The sequence below is a fragment of the Polynucleobacter sp. 35-46-11 genome, assembly GCF_002281105.1.
Map to the genome: position 1 here is coordinate 1 of NZ_NCFJ01000204.1, position 4,198 is coordinate 4,198.

Sequence of the window (4,198 nt, forward strand, 5' to 3'; positions counted from 1 at the left end):
GTTGATTTTTCTATTTACCTGGGCCATTGGTGACTAAATTCTTATTTAATCTAAAAACTAAGCGCGCAAGCATATTTATAATGCTCAAAAAACCACCTAGCAACCATATCACTGGGTAAAACAGGACACCTATTAACAAAAACCATCCCAGAAACTGACCAACAAAAGCCGGTAGTCCGAGTAGCTTTGCGATTTCAGCAAATATGCTGTTCAGCAAACCGGGATGGGTCACGATTACATATCCTGTAGCGATGTAGACTCCGGTTGCGCCTAGTTTACGTAAAAACTTTGACTTTGGTATCAGAGATGCTCCGAACAGTCTGGTTCTTTCGATGAAACTTACTGCTTTCACTTCATTCGCTGACTTGGCCACTGTGCTCGCCTCTTTTAGAGCCTTTCCGCTCTGCGTCGCCACTTCTGTGGCTTTCCCAGTTTCCTCGGCGGCTTTAGCCACCTTTAGCACTTTTAAGGCTGATGCGAATACCAGCGCATCCGTTGCAGCAAAGAAATAGTCAGATGCGGTAACGTTTTCCTTTTCGTCGTGTTTAACTTCAACGTTTTTGATGCCACTGGTCAGAAAACCGGTAATTCCCGATGTGATCCTGTCGGTTTGTACCCAATGGACCTCACCATCTTTGTTGGTGAGAAATTGGCCGATAAAGTCATATCCATCGTGATTGATAACTTTTATGGCAATCAATCCTCGTTGATGAGGGTCAAGTTTTTCGAGTGGTTGCGTCTCTTGCTCTGGCGCCGCTTCTTTTTGAGTCATTGTGTCCCAGAGACTTACCACGGCTTTTTTAGCTGCATCGACCCCTTTCTGGATGCCCTGCTTCAATTTGAGTGACAACATGTCATTGGTTCGGTAGTAATAAATCACCGGTATGATGCTGGACTCGTATTGATCAAGTGCCTTTTTAAAGTCTGCATTTTCACCATAGGCTTCGAATATATCTGGAGCAAACTTGGGGTATTTTTTTAGCGCAATTAATGATTCTTGCGCCAGTATTGGGGACTCGCTCATGTATTGCATCATTAGTAACTGAATATCTGTTGGTTGATCCAAGATGGCTGGGTCAATCGGCGCCAGCATTTTCTTCGATTGAATAGCGACTAGCGCATCATCGTATGATTGCGGCTTATTTAGGTAAGTAATTAATGCCGACGAGGTTAGGGCAAACAAGCCGATGAGCAGTAGTTTTTTTGAAATCATTTCAATTTTTTCTTTCAAGATATTTAATTAAGCTGTTATCCGCATCGTTTTGCCAAGATTCAGGGCTCACAATACGGACATGGGGTATCCAATAACGCACGATGGGTAAGATTTGATTTGGATGACCAAACTTGCCTGATACAAGCAGCCCACCATCACTCAGTTCTTTTTCTATGACTTGTCCCGCAATGAGTTTGCGACGACGGAAATACTCAGCTACTGCCGGTTCAATTTTGAGAATTACCTCGGTTTTGTTTTGGTTAAGCCAAATGCTGTCTTCTTGCTCAACCATGCGCTTGATCGACTTGTCGGGCGTAAACTGCACGTCCTCCAAAACCACCTGGTTTATTTTGCTCAGGGTATAGGCCTTAGGTTTGCCCAAGTCCGTTGCAGCCAAATACCAAATCCCCTTATTGTTGATAAGTTTATAAGGCTGAACTGTGACGGTTTTTATATTGGCGTTTTTGCAATAATCGATGGTGATAATTCGCGTATCTATGATTGCTTGCTGTAATTGCCTGAATTGTTTGATGTGGTTGCGCATTTCTTCATAGCTATGCCCATGCACCAACAATGATTCTTGCAACCGACTGTCGAAGAGTTCACGCAGAAACTCCGTGTTTAGTGCGGGGTATAAACCGCGCAGTCCCGCGAGCCCCGCAAAGCGTTCAATATCACAAAATGTGATCCGGCCAAGATAGGCGGGGGCAATTTTATAGCGCCCATTGTTTTTTTCGAGCGGCAAATAAGCGAAGCGTTCGTTTAGATCACGTAGAATGGTTCGACGATGCACAGAGAATTCAGCGGCCAACAATGCTGGATCAAGCTCTTCACCTTGATTCAGTTTGATCAGGATTTGCGTCAAGCGCACAGCCAGGCGATCGTGATCTTTATTTTCGTTGCTCACCAAGTTTTCCTGCATCGCCCGTTGTAAGACTTTTAGTTAGGTTTGCATCCTATCAGAGCAAAGTGACAGGTTGTGTCAAGATTTTGATTTTTTGTCGTTCATCGAAATTTTATTCAAGGGATCTTTGTGCTGTTCGAGATGATTCGGCGTTTTCGCCAGTAGTGCGCATCACGACATTGAAGCGTCTTGGTAACCGGGTCATTATTGATCGGGCCAGTTTTATCCGTGATTGTCCGCTAAGTCGTAGGGTGCGCCCTGCGCACCATTTAACCCATCGGTGCGCATGGCGCACCCTACGGTTTCATGGATTATTCGTGCCGAATCAATAGTGTCACTGTGATGATCCAATTGTCTAAGGTGTTGACAGTTGTTTTTGATTGAATGCATCGTCAGTCTTTTGATTCTTTGATCGTTTGGTTGCTTTGCTCAAAAACACCTGAGATGCCGCTGATTTCCGATGTGCTTTGATGGGACTGGCAGCGGTGATCTGAGTGATGCCGCCCTTGCCCCGCTTTTGGGATGAATGACCATAGTGCTGCTTGGTCCGATCAGAGGCATGCCCCATCGCGGCACTGATATCGTCAAAGTGAATAGTCGTGTCGGCCTTCAGGTCGGCGGCAAACTGATGCCTGAGGCTATAAGCACTGACCTTCCTCCATGCGGTTTCGTATTGCGCCAATTGATTGCGAATGCGCTGGAGGCGTTTTTGAAAAGCATTCTTCGGATCGATCTGGATTGTGGTGATCTGATGCTCTTGGATGTATGCCATTAACTCATACACCAGATCGTCATCCAGCACGCGCCATGCATCCACGGTCAATTCTCGCCATGCCTGTCCGCCGCCGGTAATTTCACTGACCTTGGCACCCTGAATGCGAAACGTCAGGCACTGATCGGTTTCAATCATAAGTTGGACACCTAATCGCATTTCTTCAGGCCGAGCCCCGGTCAAAGCTATGACCATCAGAGCGAGTTGATCTTCTTTGGTGTTCATGGCCCGGATCAATTGACTACGCCAGTTATCCGGCAATCCATTCAAGGATTGGCGTTTGCTGGCTTTTCTGGGCGAATGCCTGCGACCTTTGCTGGTGTGGCTTAAGTGTGCGGGTGGTACATAACCCACCCTACGGATGTCGTCATCCAATTGGGTGTACAACGCCCGAATGGATTGATCCCAGTCATCGTGGGTTGATTCAATCCCATTCAGGATTTGCTGAGCAATGCCGCGCCGCCATGCTGCCCTCAATACAGCAAGACTGGGCTTGCTCTTGATCTGGTGGATAGCGGCATAGTTACGCCAATGCTGGCCATTGAGTCGCATCCAAGCCCGATCATATTCCGCTGCCGTGGATGTCTTGATCGGCCTGATCTGCTCTTGCGCTAATCGGTGTTCAGCGAAGTACGTCATGCTAAACGCCTGCTATGGGCATTGATCCAGAATACGGCGGTGATCTCAGTAAAAGGCTGCAAACCTGACTGACCGGGTTCTGCCCGTAAGGCTGGGGTTTGATCCTGATTTGAGTGGGCAGCCTGAAGGTGATTTTTGCCTGATAGTTTGGCGGGCTGCTTGAACAAGACTTCAGCCTGATTCCAGGTGGGCAGCGAGACTTGGGGGTTCTGCTTGAATAGGATGGGCGCTTGTATATGAGACTTCGTGCTTGGCAAAAAAAGATCGCAAAAATTGCGTTCTATTTTCCCCAAACACCCCATTTTTGGACGCGTTACGAAACGCCCAAAAATGGGGTGACTGGGGTGCTTTCTGAATGGCAGGATGCCCGCTGATTGGATGGGTTTCCCTTGAAGCAAGATGCCCGCAGACCAGACAGTTTTGGCTTGGATGACGTTGCCGGCTGAGCAAAAAAATGCCCTGATATTTCGAGTGATTCCGGCCCATCGTTTGTCGGCGTTCTTTTCCGAACCACGCAATGAAAATGAGTCGGATATCGGTACGGGCTGTTTCTGAATTAAGTGCGGTTGGATATTCACCGATGTCATACCGCAATGGCTGACTCAGAAAGTGGCTCATTCAAACCCACGGCAGGCTGACATGCCAACTGCTGGATGAACGCCTCGACTTC

Annotated in this window: 4 protein-coding genes; all 4 read right to left on the reverse strand. The window is 47.3% G+C overall.

What is annotated here, in order from left to right:
- Nucleotides 1-10 precede the first annotated feature (10 nt).
- The 4 genes from B7Y67_RS11830 to B7Y67_RS11845 all read right to left on the reverse strand — a co-directional run bounded on the left by B7Y67_RS11830 (nucleotide 11) and on the right by B7Y67_RS11845 (nucleotide 4,115).
- Nucleotides 11-1,231, reverse strand: coding sequence for a hypothetical protein (locus B7Y67_RS11830; RefSeq protein ID WP_293598815.1), 1,221 nt, complete (start codon nucleotides 1,229-1,231; stop codon nucleotides 11-13).
- Nucleotides 1,215-2,120: a YafY family protein gene (locus B7Y67_RS11835; RefSeq protein WP_293598818.1), complete on the reverse strand. Its 906-nt coding sequence runs from the start codon at nucleotides 2,118-2,120 to the stop codon at nucleotides 1,215-1,217. The genes B7Y67_RS11830 and B7Y67_RS11835 overlap by 17 nt, the downstream gene beginning before the upstream one ends.
- A 352-nt stretch (nucleotides 2,121-2,472) precedes the next feature.
- Nucleotides 2,473-3,528 (reverse strand): site-specific integrase, encoded by a 1,056-nt coding sequence (locus B7Y67_RS11840; protein ID WP_293598816.1) that lies wholly within the window; start codon nucleotides 3,526-3,528, stop codon nucleotides 2,473-2,475.
- Nucleotides 3,525-4,115, reverse strand: coding sequence for a hypothetical protein (locus tag B7Y67_RS11845; protein WP_293598817.1), 591 nt, complete (start codon nucleotides 4,113-4,115; stop codon nucleotides 3,525-3,527). Before B7Y67_RS11845 ends, B7Y67_RS11840 begins: the two co-directional genes overlap by 4 nt.
- Between the last annotated feature and the right edge of the window lie 83 nt (nucleotides 4,116-4,198).